This window comes from Streptomyces prunicolor NBRC 13075 (genome assembly GCF_000367365.1).
Classification (GTDB): Bacteria; Actinomycetota; Actinomycetes; order Streptomycetales; family Streptomycetaceae; genus Streptomyces; species Streptomyces prunicolor.
The window spans coordinates 1-15,753 of the sequence record NZ_BARF01000088.1 but is presented as its reverse complement, the minus strand read 5'-3'; the positions used below and the strand labels follow the sequence as shown (position 1 = coordinate 15,753).

Annotated in this window: 14 protein-coding genes; 7 read left to right on the top strand and 7 right to left on the bottom strand. The window is 68.9% G+C overall.

The window, feature by feature from the left end:
• Positions 1-10 precede the first annotated feature (10 nt).
• The 3 genes from SPR02S_RS37175 to SPR02S_RS37165 all read right to left on the bottom strand — a co-directional run bounded on the left by SPR02S_RS37175 (position 11) and on the right by SPR02S_RS37165 (position 5,467).
• The gene (locus SPR02S_RS37175; RefSeq protein WP_019062096.1) at positions 11-1,108 is read right to left on the bottom strand and encodes an enolase C-terminal domain-like protein; all 1,098 of its coding nucleotides are present in this window, start codon (positions 1,106-1,108) and stop codon (positions 11-13) included.
• A gap of 139 nt (positions 1,109-1,247) precedes the next feature.
• Complete coding sequence (locus SPR02S_RS37170; RefSeq protein ID WP_245607680.1) at positions 1,248-4,502, bottom strand: discoidin domain-containing protein; 3,255 nt, start codon at positions 4,500-4,502, stop codon at positions 1,248-1,250.
• A 197-nt stretch (positions 4,503-4,699) separates the two neighbouring features.
• The gene (locus SPR02S_RS37165) at positions 4,700-5,467 is read right to left on the bottom strand and encodes a FadR/GntR family transcriptional regulator (protein ID WP_043258761.1); all 768 of its coding nucleotides are present in this window, start codon (positions 5,465-5,467) and stop codon (positions 4,700-4,702) included.
• Positions 5,468-5,714: 247 nt separating this feature from the next.
• Here SPR02S_RS37165 and SPR02S_RS37160 point away from each other — a divergent pair, with 247 nt between their 5' ends.
• Positions 5,715-6,701 (top strand): aldo/keto reductase, encoded by a 987-nt coding sequence (locus SPR02S_RS37160; RefSeq protein WP_019062093.1) that lies wholly within the window; start codon positions 5,715-5,717, stop codon positions 6,699-6,701.
• A gap of 133 nt (positions 6,702-6,834) precedes the next feature.
• On the opposite strand, the gene SPR02S_RS37155 is transcribed toward SPR02S_RS37160, so the two are convergent.
• A complete protein-coding gene (locus SPR02S_RS37155; protein ID WP_019062092.1) occupies positions 6,835-8,277 on the bottom strand; it encodes an aldehyde dehydrogenase in 1,443 nt (480 codons plus the stop codon).
• 169 nt (positions 8,278-8,446) lie between these two features.
• Between SPR02S_RS37155 and SPR02S_RS37150 the strand changes: the two genes are divergently transcribed.
• From SPR02S_RS37150 to SPR02S_RS37125, 6 genes are all read left to right on the top strand, one after another.
• Complete coding sequence (locus SPR02S_RS37150; protein WP_043258760.1) at positions 8,447-8,935, top strand: TetR/AcrR family transcriptional regulator; 489 nt, start codon at positions 8,447-8,449, stop codon at positions 8,933-8,935.
• A 167-nt stretch (positions 8,936-9,102) separates the two neighbouring features.
• Complete coding sequence (locus SPR02S_RS37145) at positions 9,103-10,188, top strand: S-(hydroxymethyl)mycothiol dehydrogenase (protein WP_019062090.1); 1,086 nt, start codon at positions 9,103-9,105, stop codon at positions 10,186-10,188.
• The gene (locus SPR02S_RS37140) at positions 10,188-10,817 is read left to right on the top strand and encodes an MBL fold metallo-hydrolase (RefSeq protein ID WP_019062089.1); all 630 of its coding nucleotides are present in this window, start codon (positions 10,188-10,190) and stop codon (positions 10,815-10,817) included. Before SPR02S_RS37145 ends, SPR02S_RS37140 begins: the two co-directional genes overlap by 1 nt.
• Before the next feature lie 159 nt (positions 10,818-10,976).
• Positions 10,977-11,339 carry a bifunctional 3-phenylpropionate/cinnamic acid dioxygenase ferredoxin subunit gene (locus SPR02S_RS37135; protein WP_019062088.1) on the top strand — a complete coding sequence of 121 codons (363 nt, stop codon included), beginning with the start codon at positions 10,977-10,979 and terminating at the stop codon, positions 11,337-11,339.
• The gene (locus SPR02S_RS37130; protein WP_026151200.1) at positions 11,336-12,505 is read left to right on the top strand and encodes an NAD(P)/FAD-dependent oxidoreductase; all 1,170 of its coding nucleotides are present in this window, start codon (positions 11,336-11,338) and stop codon (positions 12,503-12,505) included. Before SPR02S_RS37135 ends, SPR02S_RS37130 begins: the two co-directional genes overlap by 4 nt.
• A gap of 89 nt (positions 12,506-12,594) precedes the next feature.
• Positions 12,595-13,725 (top strand): aromatic ring-hydroxylating oxygenase subunit alpha, encoded by a 1,131-nt coding sequence (locus tag SPR02S_RS37125; protein ID WP_019062086.1) that lies wholly within the window; start codon positions 12,595-12,597, stop codon positions 13,723-13,725.
• 14 nt (positions 13,726-13,739) lie between these two features.
• Here SPR02S_RS37125 and SPR02S_RS37120 read toward each other — a convergent pair whose 3' ends face one another.
• The 3 genes from SPR02S_RS37120 to SPR02S_RS57245 all read right to left on the bottom strand — a co-directional run bounded on the left by SPR02S_RS37120 (position 13,740) and on the right by SPR02S_RS57245 (position 15,726).
• Positions 13,740-14,486: an IclR family transcriptional regulator gene (locus tag SPR02S_RS37120; protein ID WP_019062085.1), complete on the bottom strand. Its 747-nt coding sequence runs from the start codon at positions 14,484-14,486 to the stop codon at positions 13,740-13,742.
• A 173-nt stretch (positions 14,487-14,659) separates the two neighbouring features.
• Entirely contained in the window at positions 14,660-15,178 is a 519-nt protein-coding gene (locus tag SPR02S_RS37115; protein ID WP_019062084.1) for a GH32 C-terminal domain-containing protein, read from the bottom strand.
• Positions 15,166-15,726, bottom strand: a complete 561-nt coding sequence (locus SPR02S_RS57245; protein WP_019062083.1) for a transporter substrate-binding domain-containing protein — start codon at positions 15,724-15,726, stop codon at positions 15,166-15,168. The genes SPR02S_RS37115 and SPR02S_RS57245 overlap by 13 nt, the downstream gene beginning before the upstream one ends.
• Positions 15,727-15,753 lie beyond the last annotated feature (27 nt).

Sequence of the window (15,753 nt, the reverse complement as noted above, 5' to 3'; positions counted from 1 at the left end):
CTCGCGCCGCTTAGCGCGGTTGCTCGACGAACGGCAGGAGTTGGCTGCCGTAGCCGAAATCGAGGGGGAGGGCGATGCCGGGCCCCGTGGGCGCGTGCACCAGGCCCTGGTCGTCCACATGGCGCTCACGGACGACGTTCACCGAGGTCACCAGGGACTCGTAGTAGGTGGTGTTGGAAATGGCCATGCACAGGTGGTGGTTGGGAATGTCCGAACCGTGCACCTCGGCCCGCAACCGGTGGGCGTCGGCGAGATGCGCGGTGCGCATGGCGCCGGTGATGCCGCCCCGGAGGGTGGTGCCGGTCCGGACACCGAACGTGGCGGCACCCGCCCGGATGAAGTCCGCCGCGTTCATGTGCGCGCCGTCGGACGTCTCGGCCACCAGCAGCGGTACGTCGACGGTTTCGGCGAGCCGCTGATAGGCCGAGATGCTGAACTCCCGCATCGGCTCCTCGTACCAGAGATAGTCGGCCTCGGAGAGCGCCCGCCCCAGCCGGATCGCGTCGGGCAGGTCGAAGCCCGCTGAACCGTCGTACATCAGGGGGATGTTGGGACCGACGTGGTCACGCAGCGCCAGACACAGCTCGGCGTCACGGCGGGCGTCGCCCCAGGCGTGCAGCTTGATGCCTCGGTAGCCCAACTCCAGGCACTGGTCCGTCACGTCGAGGAACTCCGCGATGCTCGCGAACGTCGAGGTGGAGGCGTAGGCGGGGATGGCGTCCCGGAATCCGCCGAGCAGCCGCCAGACCGGTTCGCCGTGGTAGCGGCCGGCCAGGTCCCACAGGGCGATGTCGATCAACCCCAGGGTGGGGAGCGGGAGTTCGTGGATACGGTCCAGCTCCCACACCCGGTGCCACAGCCACTCCCGCTGGAACGGGTCGGCTCCGAGCAGTTCCGCACGGAAGACCCGGTCCACCAGGTCCCGCAGGGTGGAGTGGGCGCCGGGGCGGGCGAACACCGCCACGCCCTCGGCACCCTCGTCCGTCCCGATGTGCAGGACCGCGCCGTCGCCCACCGGAGCGCTGCCGCTCAGCCCGTCGCGCCAGCGGAAGGGCGGACTGGCTGCCGGAACATCGATCCGGTGCACTTCGACATGGGTGATCTTCATCCTGGCTTTCGTCTTCTGTAGGGAGAAAGGTTTCGGCTCGGCAGCGGAGTACTCGGCAGCGCAGTACGAAGCGGAGTACTCGGCCGCGCAGTACTCGGCCGCGCAGTACTCGGCCGCGCAGTACTCGGGCGCGGAGTGCTCAGAAGCCGCCGTACGCCTGGAGCGCGTAGATGCTGCCGCCGTTCCCGCTGGAACCGGTGACGGTCAGGCGCAGGAAGCGTGCGGTGACGGGGGTGTCGGCGAAGGAGTAGACGGCCGACGACGAGGTGGCGTCGGCGGTGTGGTCCTCGAACACGGACCAGGCGGTGCCGTCGGTGGAGTACTCCAGGCGGTACCTGTAACCGCCGGACAACTCGAAGGTGGTCACCACGCTGGAGACGCTGGTGTCCTTGCCCAGGTCGACCTGGATCCAGGACGGGTCGGGCAGGCCCGCGCCCTGCGCCCAACGGGTGGAGAGACTCCCGTCCACCGCCTTCTCGGGCGCGTAGTCGTTGGAGTACGACGACGAGGCGGTGACCGGCTTGTTCAGGGCCAGGTCGTGGTCGGCCGGTGTCGTGACGACTGCCGCCTCGCTGGGGTCGGAGGCGTTGAGCGCCTCGTCGCGTGCCACGACGGTGAAGGAGTACGACGTGTCGGCGGTGAGGCCGGAGACCCGCAGGGGCGTGGCGTCGGTGACAGCGATCCGCTTGCCGTCCTGGTAGACGACGTAGCTGGTGACGCCAGTGTCATCGGTGGCCGCGGGCCAGCTGACGTCGACCAGAGTGGGCAGCAGCGGCTTGACTGTGGGCTGTCCGGGGGCAGTTGGGGCCGTGTGGTCCGTGGCGGTCCTCGGGGTGCCGTAGACCTGGAAGTCGTAGATGCTGCCGCCGTTCCAGCTGGAGCCGGTGACGGTCAGTCGTACGAAGCGGCCCGTGACCGGGGTGTTCGTGTGGGTGTAGTCGGTCGCCGCCGTGGTGTTCGTGGCGGTGCGGTCCGCGAGGGTCTTCCAGTGGACCTCGTCGGGGGAGACCTCGATGCGGTACTTGTAGCCGCTCGCCTTCTCGAACGTCGTGATCGCGCCGTTCACGTCGTACGACGCACCGAGATCGACCTGGATCCAGGACGGGTCGGGCAGGCCGAGGCCCTGGGCCCAGCGGGTGGAGAGGTCTCCGTCGACCGCCTTTTCGGGGGTGTTGGCCTCCGAGTACGACGAGGCGGTGATCGGCTTCTTGAGGGCGAGGTCCGTGCCCGAGGGCATGGTGACGCGCAGGGTCGGGCTGGGAGCGGACTCGTTGCCGGCGGCGTCGCGGGCGGTGATCTGGAAGGTGTAGGACTTCCCGGCGGTCAGGCCCGGGAGGCGTACCGAGGTCGTGCCGGTGGCGCTGACCAGCTTGCCGTCGCGGTAGACGGAGTAGCCGGTGACGGCCGTGTCGTCGGTGGACGCGGGCCAGGTGAGGTCCGCGATCGTCGGGAAGTCGGTGGCCGCGCTCGGCGTGCCGGGGCTGCTGGGCGCCTGGTGGTCGGGGTCGGCGGGGTTCGGGTCGAGATGGCGGTAACTCGGTTGCAGGCCCGCGTTGTTGACGATGGAAGCGGGCAGTTGGGCGCAGGAGTCCACGGTGGTGTTGCCGGTGATGGTGCTGCCCGTGCTGTTGGCCTGGGTGGAGTAGGCGGGCTGGGTGGTGAAGTTGCCCGTGGCGTCGATGTCCATGCCGTGGTTGAGGAACAGCCACTGGTAGGCGATGTCGCACAGGGCGTTGCCGGTGTTCGTCCAGTACCGGCTGCCTTCGTCGTGGTAGATCGCGCCGTAGGCGGGCGGTGGTGTGCCGTGGATGTAGTTGCCGGACACCAGACCGCCGGGGTTGGTGCTCAGCGTGTAGATGGCACCGCCGTCGGCCTGTGACTTCATGATGTCGTAGATCTCGTTGTCCGTGACCTGGGTGTCGCGGCTGGTCGTGGGGGTGTCCCAGATCGGTACGCCCAGGTTTCCCGGGTAGTTGGTGTCGCCGCCCTGGTCGGTGAGGCCCCAGCCCCAGCCGACGGAGATGCCGGTGTAGGGGAGGTCGTAGACCTTGTTGTGGGTGATCGTGGTGTGGTCGGTGTAGCCGGCCAGGATGCCGATGGAGCCGTTGTACTGGTCGGCGACCTTGGTGACCACGTTGTTGGCGACCCTGGTGTCCTTGGTGATGTCCCGGGGGTCGTCGGGGTGGGCGTCGATCACCTCGACCCCGCCTATCTGGATGCCGGTGGCGGCGATCTGGCGGAAGACGTTGCCCGTGATGTCGGTGCCCTGGGTGCCGGTGTTCAAGTTCAGCCCGACCGCGCCGAGTTGGGTGAAGGTGTTGCCCTCGAAGCCGATGCCGTGGCCGTAGTCGACGTTGACGGCGCCGGGCGTCTTCTGCCACTTCAGGCGGGTCGCGTCGAAGGTGGGGTCGTTGCCGACCATCCGGAAACCGGCCTGGCCCTCGATGAGGCCCTCGGAGGAACTGGGCGCGAGCCAGGTGGAGTTGGAGAAGGTGATGCCCTCGAAGGACACGTTGCTCACCGGGGCGGTCCTGGTGCCGTCGATGTCCACCAGGTCCTGCACCAGCGGCACGGTGACGTTCGCGGTGGACAGGTTCTGGCCGGCCTTGGGCATGTAGTAGATCTCGCCCGCACCCTTGTCCAGGTACCACTCACCGGGCGTGTCCAACAGTTCGCGGGCGTTCTCCAGCCAGGTCGGGTTCTGGATCTCCTGGCCCTGCTGGAGATGCGCGTTGTGCCAACAGGGCTGCTGCATCGTCATCTTGTAGTCGGCGATCGACTGCACGGGGCAGCGCATCAGCTTCCAGCCCCAGGAGTTGACGACCTCCAGGTCCGAGGGACGCTTGTAGGTGTTGAGGGCGGAGTCGGTGAAGGCGTAGCCGGTGGCGGTCTGGCTGAACCCGGCGGGGTTCTTGCCGCTCCGCGCCCGGGTCTCCAACTCACCGTCCACATACAGCTGTCGGGTGTCGAAGTCACCCACCTTGGCCTTGTAGACCTTCCCTGCCGAGTCGGCCGGGGTCCAGCCGGTGACCTGCTTGCCCCCGCTGATCACGGGGTGCGCGCCGGGGGCGGCCTCGTAGAAGATCCGGTGTCCGTCGCGGCCGGAGTCCCGGGCGGTCAGGGCGAACGTACGGCTGAGCTGGTAGGTGCCGGACAGGAGCCGGACATGGATGTCGCCCTTGGCCTTCTGCTTGACGTCGCGCACGTAGTCCCGCGCGTGGTCGAGGGTCTTGAAGGGCTGGGCGGCGGTTCCCGATCCCACGTCCCGACCGGTCGGGGAGACATAGACATTCAGGTCCGGCGACCGGGGAGCCGCCTGGGCCGGGCCGGCATTCAGCAGGGCGGCCACAACGGCCACCGAGCAGGCGGCCGTGAAACTTCTTCGCAGCGGCACGAGGGCGCCCCTGCGCGCAGACGGATGAGACACACGTATCCAATCGCCTGAGGGAGGTTGATACCTGCAAGTCCCGGTCGTCCACCGGAACTTCAGGGCGTCGGGCGGCCCGATCGCCGTGCTGCGGCACATGCGAGGCCGGCCGGGTTACGGGGCTGCCGCCTCCGCGGACGGTGGTGGAGCCCCGGTGCTGCCATCTATTGAGAGCGCCCCGGAGGTCCCTCGGGGGCCTCTTGAGCGTCGGTACTGAACAGCCGGTCGCGGATCTTCCGCTCGAACTGGCTCTGCGTGGTGCCGATGTGTTCCACCATGAGCCGTTCGGCGAGATCGGCCGCCCCCGCGGCGACCGCCTCCGCTATGGCCACGTGCTGATGCGCGGCGACTTCCAGCGATCCGGGCACGTCACCGTGGAAGAGCAGCACGTCGGACTGGGACGCCAGGCGCCGCACACCGGCGACGCTCGCCCTGAGGAACACGTTGTGCGAGGCGGCCCCCACCGAATCGTGGAAGGCCGCGTCCGCCTTGGCGAAGGTGTCCACGTCGTTCATCGTGGCCGCCGTCAAGGAACTCTCCGCGCTCTCCCGGATGGCCCGCACCTCGATCGGGGTCGCGTGGGAGGCGGCACGGCGAGCTGTCTCCGACTCGATCACCTTGCGGTAGTCCAGGAGCATCCGGACGTCTTCCATGCCGGTCGGCCGGAAGTGCGAGAGCTCGTCGTCCAACAGCCCGCCGACCGAGGCGGCGACGAAGATGCCGGCGCCGCGCCGCACTTGGAGCCGGCCGATGGCGGCCAGCACCTTCACGGCCTCCCGGGTCACGTTGCGGGATGCTCCCAGGATCTCGGCCAGGCCCTGTTCGGTGGGGAGGCGGTCGCCGGGCCGCAGGTTCTGCTGGGCGATGTACTCCAGCAGCTGCTCCGCGACCAGCTCGTACCCCGGACGGTAGGCCGGTGTTGAGTCACCCAAGGCGAACCCCTCTTGCGTCACGAATGAATCAGGTTCATTTTCCGCGGCCAATATGGCACTGCCGCTGTGAGTTGGGAAGAGATCGGACAGATCTCGGTATGCAGCCCTGCGAAGATGCTGACAAAAACCAATGAACTACGCATGCCTGCTGGGGTGTTGCGCGAAATGAATCCCATCCTTAGGGTCCTGCCTGCTGGATGAAGCAGATCCTTCTCTGTGCGGCGAGGGCCGTGGAAGCGGGAATCTCGTGAGAGCAGACCCACTCGGCCGCACGAGCGTCCAGGTCAGCACGCTGGGATTCGGCGCCGCCCCCATCGGCAACCTCTACGGCCCGATCGACGACCGCCAGGCACAGGCCACCCTCGATGCCGCCTGGGACATGGGGGTGCGCTACTACGACACCGCCCCGCACTACGGCCTCGGCCTGTCCGAACGGCGGCTCGGCGACGCCCTCGCCCACCGCCCACGAACGGAGTTCACCCTCTCCACCAAGGTCGGCCGACTGCTGGAACCACACCCGGCACCCACCGGATCCGACCTGACGGCAGGAGGCTTCGCCGTACCCGACACACTGATCCGCCGCCCCGACTACTCACGGGACGGTGTCCTGCGAAGTCTCGAAGGCAGCCTGAAACGCCTGCGGTTGGACCATGTGGACATCGTCTACGTCCACGATCCCGACGACCACTTGGACGCTGCCCTCGGCCAGGCCCTGCCCACGCTGATCGCGCTGCGCGACCAAGGTGTCATCGGTGCCGTCGGCGTCGGCGCGAACACGGTCGCCCCGCTGCTGCGCGTCGTCGCGGAGGCGGACGTCGACGCCGTGATGGTGGCCGGGCGGTGGACCCTCCTCGACCGCACCGCTCGCCCCTTGCTGGACGCGTGTGCCGAACGCGGGGTTGCGGTGGTGGCCGCCGCTCCGTTCAACTCCGGTCTGCTCAGCCGTCCTTACCCCTCGGCTGACGCCACCTTCGACTACGGCCCCGCGTCGGATTCGGCACTGCGTCGTGCTCGGCTTCTCGCCGAGGTGGCAGGTCGACACGGCACCGAACTCCCGCATGCCGCCCTGCGGTTCCCGCTGCGCGACCCCGGCGTGGCCTGCGTGGTCGCGGGTTTCCGCACCCCTGAGGAGGTTGTGTCGGCCGCCAGTTGGGCCGTCACCGATCTGACCGAGGAAGCATGGCGGGACCTCGACACGGCAGCCGCACAGGAGGCGGACGTCCCGCCCTCGTAGCAGCGGCTGCAACGGCAACGATGTCGCCGAAGCCGAAGCCGAAGCCGAAGCCGAAGCCGAAGCCGAAGCCGAAGCCGAAGCCGAAGCCGAAGCCGAAGCCGAAGCCGAAGCCGGGTCGCAGTCCGACCCCGAGTCACAGGGTGACGGTCTTGTACTCCACATACTGCGCGAGCCCAACTGCCCCGTACTCGCGGCCGATTCCGCTGGCCTTGTAGCCGCCGAAGGGGCCGTCGAAGGCGATGGGCGCGCCGTTCACGGTGACGGTTCCGGTGCGCAGGCGGCGGGCGACGGCGAGCGCACGGGCCTGGTCGGCGGACCAGACCCCGCCGGAGAGGCCGTACTCCGAGTCGTTGGCGATCCGTACGGCGTCGTCCTCGTCGTCGTAGGGGATGACGACGAGGACCGGTCCAAAGATCTCCTCCTGGGCGATCCGCATCGAGTTGTCCACGTCGGCGAAGACGGTCGGGGTGACGTAGTTGCCGCCTTCGAGGCCGGGCGGGATCTGAGGGCCGCCGGTGACGAGGCGGGCGCCTTCCTTGATGCCGAGTTCGATGTAGTCGCGCACGCGCTGCTGCTGGTCGGGGCGGACCATCGGGCCGATGAAGGTGTCGGGGTCGTTCGGGTCGCCGACCTTGAGCGACTCGACGAGGTTCTTCAAGGCGGACACGACTTCCTCGTACCGGCTGCGCGGCGCGAGGACGCGGGTCTGCGCGATGCACGCCTCGCCGTTGTTGAGCAGTGAGGCGAACTTCAGTCCCTGTACGGCCTGTTGGACGTCGGCGTCGGCCAGGATGACGGCGGCCGACTTGCCGCCCAGCTCCAAGCTGACCCGCTTCAGCTGCTCGCCCGCGATGGACGCGATCCTGCGGCCGGCCCCGGTCGAGCCGGTGAACGCGATCTTGTCCACGTCGGGGTGCGACACCAGGTACTCGCTGGTCTCGCGATCGGCGGGCAGGACGCTGATCACGCCCTCCGGCAGGTTGGACCGTTCCAGGAGTTCGGCGAGGAAGTCCATGCTGAGCGAGTTCTCGGGGGACACCTTGAGGACGACCGTGTTCCCGGCCAGCAATGCTGGGATGACCTTGGCCAGGGCCGCGGAGAACGGGGAGTTCCACGGGATGACGGCGGCCACGACACCGATGGGTTCGCGGCGCAGCACGCTCCGGGTGGGGGAGTCGGGGTCGGACGGGGTCAGGGTCTCTTCCCAGCCCAGCTCCTCGGCCGCCTTGAGGTAGGCGCCCGCCTGCCGCCCGAGTCCCGGTTGCCCGGCCAGCGTGAACCAGCCGGCCGAACCGTTCTCCGCCGAGATCAGCGCCGCGATCTTCTCGGCGTCGGCCTCGCGCAGGGCGTTGAGTCGGCGGATGACGGCGATGCGTTCCGCGGGTGCGGTGCGCGGCCAGGGCCCCTCGTCGAAGGCGGCGCGGGCTGCGGCCACGGCCCGGTCGATGTCGGCGGGGCGGGCCTGCGCGGCGCGGCCGATCACCGTGCGGTCGTGCGGTGACCGGATGTCGAGCAGCTCGGGGCTGCTCGGAACGGTCCACGAACCCGCGATGAAGAGTCGGTCGTAGGTGATCATGTGCTCTCTCCCGGGGAGGCCAAGGGTGACTGATTCCAGTAACTGTCACTTCAATGTAGCACTTACCTTTGACAGTGCCCCAGGTGTGTGGTGGTAGCGGGCTATACTTCGCTGCGTGAGAGCCGACGCCGTACGCAACCTCGAAGCCGTCCTGACGACCGGGGCGCGCATGCTCGCCGCCGATCCGGGCGCGAGCATCGCCGCCATCGCCGCCGAGGCGGGAGTCGACCGGCGCACCGTCTACCGGCGGTTCGCCTCCCGCGAGGAACTGCTGGCGGCCATCTATGAGGCCCGCGTCGAGGCCATCGAGCGGGCCGTCGAGGACGCCAGGCTGCGCGAGGCGCCCGTCGCCGTCGCCCTGCACCGGTACGTCGAGGGGATCATCGGCGTCAATCGCAAGTGGCCCGTGGAACTCGCCCGGATGAAGGCCGACGAAACGATCCGCGATCGGCGTGACGCCTTGATCCGGGAGGTTGATGCGTTCCTGGAACGTTCCACCGGCGAGGGCCTCCTGCGTGCCGACGTTCCGGCCGCATGGGCGAGTTCACTGCTGCCGCAGCTCATGCACCTGGCCTCGCAGCAACTACCCGAACTCACCGATGCCCAGGCGGCCGACATGGTCGTCGACACCTTTCTGCGGGGGCTCGGCGGCCGGTGATGTCAGCGGTGCCCGCCTCTCCGAATCCTTGACCCCCGTACGACCCTCCGTGATGCTGTGTTGCGGCATGCGCGAAGCGTGCCGCAATGAGCAACGTTCTGAGCGATGTTCCGAGTGACGTTCCGAGTGACGTTCCGCTCAGCTCTCTCACCAGCGGAGGAGTGGCCATGACGCATCAGGTCCGTGCTGTCGTCGCGCGAGGCAAGGGTGCCCCCGTCAGCCTGGAGACGATCGTCGTCCCCGACCCCGGCCCGGGCGAGGCGCTGGTGAAGGTCGAGGCGTGCGGGGTCTGCCACACCGATCTGCACTATCGCGAGGGCGGTATCAACGACGACTTCCCGTTCCTGCTCGGGCACGAGGCCGCGGGCGTCGTGGAGTCGGTGGGGGAGGGCGTCACCGATGTCGCCCCCGGCGACTTCGTGATCCTCAACTGGCGTGCCGTGTGCGGGAATTGCCGGGCCTGTCGGCGCGGACGGCCGCAGTACTGCTTCAACACCCACAACGCCAAGCAGAAGATGACCCTGCTCGACGGCACGGAACTCTCACCCGCGCTCGGCATCGGCGCCTTCGCCGAGAAGACCCTGGTCGCGGCGGGCCAGTGCACCAAGGTGGACCGGGCCGCGTCGGCTGCCGCCGCCGGGTTGCTGGGCTGTGGCGTGATGGCCGGCATCGGCGCGGCCATCAATACGGGCAACGTCGGGCGCGGTGACAGCGTCGCCGTCATCGGCTGTGGCGGGGTCGGCGACGCGGCGATCGCCGGGGCCCGGCTCGCGGGCGCGGCGCGGATCATCGCCGTAGACATTGATGACCGGAAGTTGGAGAAGGCCCGCTCGCTGGGCGCCACGCACACCGTGAACTCCAAGGAGTCCGACGCCGTCGAGGCCATCCGTGAACTGACCGGCGGCTTCGGCGCCGACGTCGTCATCGAGGCGGTCGGCCGCCCTGAGACGTACAAGCAGGCGTTCTACGGCCGTGATCTCGCCGGGACGGTCGTTCTCGTCGGCGTTCCCACCCCCGAGATGAAGCTCGAACTCCCGCTCCTGGACGTGTTCGGTCGCGGCGGCTCGCTCAAGTCGTCCTGGTACGGCGACTGCCTGCCCTCCCGCGACTTCCCCATGCTGATCGACCTGTATCTCCAGGGGCGGCTGGATCTGGACGCCTTCGTCACGGAGACCATCGCGCTGGAGGATGTAGAGAAGGCCTTCGAGCGGATGCACGGCGGCGATGTGCTGCGTTCGGTGGTGGTGTTCTGATGGCCGCGCGTATCGAACACCTCGTCACCGCAGGGCAGTTCACGCTCGACGGCGGCACCTGGGACGTCGACAACAACGTCTGGATCATCGGTGACGACCACGAGGTCGTCGTCATCGACGCCGCCCACGACGCCGACGCCATCGCGGAGGCGGTCGGCGACCGCCGACTCGTCGCCGTCATCTGTACCCACGCCCACAACGACCACATCGACGCGGCGCCCGAACTCGCCGACCGCACCGGCGCCACGATCTGGCTGCACCCGGACGACCTGCCGCTGTGGAAACAGACCCACCCGGACCGGGCGCCCGGCGGTGAACTGGCCGACGGGCAGATCGTGGTGGTCGCGGGGGTCGAGCTGACCGTGCTGCACACGCCCGGGCACGCACCCGGCGCCGTCTGCCTGTACGCGCCCGCGCTGAACGCCCTCTTCAGCGGCGACACGCTCTTCGCGGGCGGGCCGGGGGCCACGGGGCGGTCGTACTCCCACTTCCCGACCATCGTCGACTCGATCCGGGACCGGCTGCTCGGTCTGCCGGGGGACACCGTCGTATACACCGGACATGGGGATACGACGACCGTCGGCGCCGAGGCTCCGCATCTTCAGGAGTGGATCGACCGCGGGTTCTGAGCCCTGCACGGTGTTGCTGATGGCGCGCGATGTTGCGTGAAAAGCAACACTGGGTAAGGGCTTCGCCCGGCCCCTGAATACCTTGACAACGGTTTGGGGCCGCCCTCAAACTGACGTTGCGCTTACCGCAATCCGTTTCGCTATACGCACCGAGGTGTCATGATGATTCCCGCGTGCCTTCTCGTGGATCTGCCGCGAGGCGAGGCCTACCGGCTCGACATCGATCCGCCGGTTTCGGTGTTCCACACCGACGACGGCGAGGTCTTCGCCATCGACGACACGTGCACCCACCAGGACGCCTCGCTCGCGGACGGCTGGCTGGAGGGCTGCGAGGTGGAATGCCCGCTGCACGCTTCGAAGTTCGACCTGCGGACCGGTGCCGTGGACGCCCCGCCGGCCAAGCGCCCGGTGCGTACGCACGAGGTGCTCGTTCAGGACGGCATGATCTACGTCGTGCCGTCCACGGACGCCCCGAACCTGCCGCCCTGTGTCGCGGCCCGGCTCGCCTCGGGCCCCGCGTGAGGACCGTGGCCGTGGTGGGCGCCTCGCTGGCCGGGCTGTCGGCGGCGCGCTCACTGCGGAAACAGGGCTACGACGGACGACTCGTCGTCATCGGCGACGAACCCCATCGCCCGTACGACAGGCCGCCGTTGTCCAAGGAGTTCCTCGCCGGGACCGTCAGTGAAGACGATCTCCTGCTGGAGATGGATGACGAGGACCTGCGCGCGGAGTGGCTGCTCGGTGCCCGTGCCGTCGGGCTCCAAGTCGACGGCGTGGAGCGGGTGTTGCTCCTCGACGACGGGCGGGAGGTGCGGGCCGACGGCGTGGTCGTCGCGACCGGCGCGGCGGCGCGGAACCTGCCCGGCACGGACGGACTGGCCGGGGTGCACACCCTGCGCACCCTGGACGACGCCCGCGCCCTGCGCGACGAACTCGCCCTGGGCGGGCGGCTGGTGGTGATCGGCGGCGGCTTCATCGGCGCCGAGGTCGCCTCCACGGCGTACGCCCTCGGACTCGATGTGACGGTGATCGAGGCCGCGCCGACCCCCCTCGCGGGACCGCTCGGCGAGACCATGGGCGGTGTCGTCTCCGCCCTCCACGAGGCCCACGGCGTACGGCTGTTGTGCGGTGTCGGGGTGAAAGGCCTGAGCGGGGAGGCCCGCGTCGACGCCGTGCTGCTGGAGGACGGGCGAACTGTCCCCGCCGACATGGTCGTTGTCGGTGTCGGCGCGCGGCCGTGCGTCGAGTGGCTGGAGGGTTCGGGGGTCGAGCTCGACAACGGCGTCAAGTGCGGTGCCGACGGCCGCACCAGCCTCGCCGGCGTGGTCGCCGTAGGGGACTGTGCCAACTGGTATGACCCGCAGGCGGGTTCGCACCGGCGGGTCGAGCACTGGACCGGGGCGCGGGAGCGGCCCGATGCGGCCGTGGCCGCGCTGTTGTCGTGGGGTGCGGTGGAGGCGGGGGCGCCGAGACCGCCGTACTTCTGGTCGGACCAGTACGGCGTGAAGATCCAGTTCGCCGGTCACGCGGCCGGTGCCGACAGTGTGACCGTCGAGGAGGGCGCCCCGGGCGACCGCAGTTTCCTCGCCGTCTACCGGTGTGCCGGGCAGCCGGTCGCCGTGCTCGCGATGAACCAGCCGCGGCTGTTCATGCGGTGGCGCAAACAGCTTGCCGCTACGGCGAGTTGATACGTACAACACCGTCCGACCACACCGTCCGGAGTCGCTCTGCCCGGCGCGTGAATGACCGACCCACGACGTTCTCGGAGGAGCGCACTGTGACCTCGACCAGCCTGCCGGACAGCCTGATCGCCACCCTGCCCGGCTCCTCCTACACGGACCCGGACCTCTTCGCCCAGGAACAGGAACGCATCTTCGAGACGATGTGGTTCTGCGCCGTGCGCTCCTCCGAGCTGGCCAAGCCCGGCGCCTTCCGGACCGTCGACGTGGGCCGCGAGAGCATCCTGATCACCCGCGCCCGCGACAACTCGATACGCGCCTACTTCAACGTCTGCCGGCACCGCGGCGCCAAGCTCTGCACGGAGGAGACCGGCGAGGTGAAACGGGCCTTCCAATGCCCGTACCACGCCTGGACGTACGACCTGAACGGCAAACTCGTCGCGGCGCCCAACCTCACCAAGATGCCCGACGTCGGCCGCACCGAGTTCGGCCTGGTGAGCGTCGCCGTCCGCGAATGGCTCGGCTATGTGTGGGTCAACCTGGCGGAGAACCCGCCGTCGTTCGACGAGGACGTCATCAGCGAGGTCGTCACCCGGCTCGGCGACGTCGAGCTGCTGGAGCACTACGACATCGACCACCTCTCGGTGGGCAGACGCATCGTCTACGACGTCAAGGCCAACTGGAAGCTCATCATCGAGAACTTCATGGAGTGCTACCACTGCGCCACGATCCACCCCGAACTCACCGAGGTGCTACCGGAGTTCGCCGACGGCTACGCCGCCCAGTACTACGTCGGCCACGGCGCCGAGTTCGGCGAGGAGGTGCAGGGATTCACCGTCGACGGCTCGGAGGGCCTCGACCGCATCCCCGGGGTGAGCGAGGACCAGGACCGCCGCTACTACGCGATCACCATCAAGCCGCAGGTGTTCATCAACCTCGTCCCCGACCATGTGATCTTCCACCGGATGTACCCGGTGGCCGTCGACCGCACGATCGTCGAGTGCGACTGGCTCTACCTCCCGCACGTCGTCGAGAGCGGCAAGGACGTCAGCCGGTCCGTGGAACTCTTCGACCGGGTCAACCGCCAGGACTTCGAGGCGTGCGAGCGCACGCAGCCCGGGATGAGCTCCCGGATGTACGCCAAGGGCGGGGTGCTGGTACCGAGCGAGCACCACATTGGAACGTTCCACGACTGGGTCAACGAGCGCCTGGGGATCAGCCAGGGGTGAGCCAAGGGGAGGGGTCAGCCCAGGTAACCCATGCGGTGGCTGATCTCCTCGGCGCCCTTGACCAGCACCGGGGCGAGTTCGTGCAGACGCTCCTCGGTGAACCGGTACGCCGGTCCCGAGGCGCTCACCGCCGCGATGACCTCGCCGTCCCGGTCGCGCACCGGCGCGGCCATGGCGTGCAGCCCGACCTCCAACTCCTCCAGCGTCCAGGTGTATCCGCGCTCCCGTGCCTCGGCGAGGTTCTTCTCCAGCTTCGACTTCGAGGTGATGGTGTGCGGGGTCACCTTCTTCAGGCCGGCCTCCGCCAGCAGCGTGGCGCGCTCCTTGGCGGGCAGGTGGGCCAGCAGGGCCTTGCCGCTGGAGGTGGCGTGCAACGGGGTGAGTTCTCCCACCCAGTTGTGCGCGGTGACGGCGCCGGGGCCGCGGACCTCGTACAGGTTGATCGCGTACTGCTCCTGCATGACGGCGATGTTGACGGTCTCGCCGATCTCCTCGGCGAGGCGCTCGCAGACCGGGCGGCCCTGCTGGGTGATGTCGATGCGCCCGGTGACCGCGCCGGCCAGCCGCACGATCCCGAACCCGAGCCGGTACTTGCCGCGTTCGCCCGCCTGCTCCACCAGTCCGCGCGCCTCCAGGGCGCCGAGCAGCCGGAACGCGGTCGACTTGTGAACCTCGATCTCGCCGGCCACCTCACTGACACCGGCCTCGCCACGCTGGGCCAGGATCTCCAGCACGCTGATGGCACGGTCCACGGACTGCACTCCGCCGGACTGCGAACCTGTCGTTTCAGTATCTGGACTGTAGTTGCTCACAGCGAAACTATACGCGTAGTGCGGTACAACCTGTTTACGATGCGGACTCTCATCAGGTCTTTTCGCCTGGTAGCTGCCGATTCATGCGCCGGGGAACCGGGCCGTGGCAGTACATGAGGCCGTCACGGCCACAGCGGCCGGGGTCCGTCGGTGCAGGCCGACGCCAGCTGCCAGGCGGCGAACCGCTCCAGGGCCACGTCGCCGTCGGCACCGATACCGACGCCCATCGCCTCGTCCGGGCGGGTGGGGTAGACGCGGGCGGTCAGAGCACGCCCGTTGGCGAAGATCTCCAGCGCGGAGTGGTCGACGAGGACGCGCAGATCCACCCGGCCGTCCTCGCCCAACGGGAGCTCGCCGTACCGGGGTTCGATGTCGACCGTCGGATCGAGGCTGCTCGTCTCACGGTGCAGCAGGAGAGTGCCGCCTCCGTCGTGCGTCCGGCTCACCTCCACGACGGTGCGCTCCGCGCCGTCCGGTGTCTCGCGGACCACGAGCCGGGCGGTCGATCCGGGGGCGAGGCGCAGGGTGGTCTCGATGTCCAGCTGGTCCCCGCGTACGGCGCCGAGTCGGGTGTACGGCTCGGTCAGCGCGCCCGGCGCCACCTCCTCGCACTCCCTCCGCAACGCGGTCAGCTCCGGCACCGGCGCCTGGTCCAGGCGGCCGTCCGCACCGAGCGTGACAACCCGCGGCAGGAACCGGTCACCACGCCGACCCGTTCGCCGTTGAAGCCGGCGAAGGTGGAGATCGTGCTCTTCGAGGTCGTCAGGGCGGTCACGGTGCTCCAGAACAGCGGCTTGGTGAAGTCGACGCTCTTCGCCCGCTCCGCGGTGACCCCGACCCCGGACGAGGCCAGGTCGAACTGCCCGGCGGTCAGACCGGCCAGCGATCCGGTGATCGACGTCGACTTGTAATCGACCTCGAGGCCAAGACGTTTGGCCGCCTCGTCGGTCAAGTCGACGATGAATCCGGTGGGTTGACCGGAGTCCTTGGCGTAGGCGAAGGGTGGCTGGCCGGTCTGGGTCGCGGATCTGATGGTGCCGGCCTCGATCAGGCCGTAGGGATTGGCGTCGGACGTCTTGGCGGAGTCCGAGCCGCTGCCGCAGGCGGCGACCGGGAGGACGAGGCCGGACAGGGCGAGAAGTGTGAGGAGCGGACGCCGGCCGGGAAGATTACGGGACGATACGGGCATGGGTGATTCTCCTTGGGGAGCAGGGGA

Coding starts and splice junctions, on each gene's coding strand:
- SPR02S_RS37150 (WP_043258760.1), top strand. CDS start 8,447: ATGCTCGCCGCCGATCCGGGCGCGAGCATCGCCGCCATCGCCGCCGAG.
- SPR02S_RS57245 (WP_019062083.1), bottom strand. CDS start 15,726: ATGCCCGTATCGTCCCGTAATCTTCCCGGCCGGCGTCCGCTCCTCACA.
- SPR02S_RS37140 (WP_019062089.1), top strand. CDS start 10,188: ATGGCCGCGCGTATCGAACACCTCGTCACCGCAGGGCAGTTCACGCTC.
- SPR02S_RS37135 (WP_019062088.1), top strand. CDS start 10,977: ATGATGATTCCCGCGTGCCTTCTCGTGGATCTGCCGCGAGGCGAGGCC.
- SPR02S_RS37175 (WP_019062096.1), bottom strand. CDS start 1,108: ATGAAGATCACCCATGTCGAAGTGCACCGGATCGATGTTCCGGCAGCC.
- SPR02S_RS37145 (WP_019062090.1), top strand. CDS start 9,103: ATGACGCATCAGGTCCGTGCTGTCGTCGCGCGAGGCAAGGGTGCCCCC.
- SPR02S_RS37155 (WP_019062092.1), bottom strand. CDS start 8,277: ATGATCACCTACGACCGACTCTTCATCGCGGGTTCGTGGACCGTTCCG.